General features: G+C 44.8%; 1 pseudogene. It reads left to right on the top strand.

Features of this window, described 5'->3' with window-relative positions:
- A pseudogene (locus AAEY93_RS21060) lies at positions 1-239 on the top strand (hypothetical protein); the annotation flags it as partial.

Raw genomic sequence — 239 nt, 5'->3', positions numbered from 1 at the left:
CAATCAATCAACGACCAATAATAATGTAAAAGAAGCGACTTATACGCCACCTAAGGTATGGATACAAGATAAAAAAAGTGGCGGTAAATTCTCTAGTATCAACCGGCCAACGGCTGGCGCGCGTCATGAGAAAGAGCTGCCAGTAGGCGAGGCACCATTACAGCGATATTCACTAAATACGCCAAATGGTGTCAAGGTTAACATCTTATTAGAAGAGCTGGCCGAGCTTGGTGTGGAAG

Source organism: Shewanella sp. CAL98-MNA-CIBAN-0140, assembly GCF_040309905.1.
In the GTDB taxonomy this organism is placed as follows: Bacteria; Pseudomonadota; Gammaproteobacteria; order Enterobacterales; family Shewanellaceae; genus Shewanella; species Shewanella psychromarinicola.
Note: the sequence above shows the minus strand (reverse complement) of the source record. Positions and strands in the feature narration are given on the sequence as shown.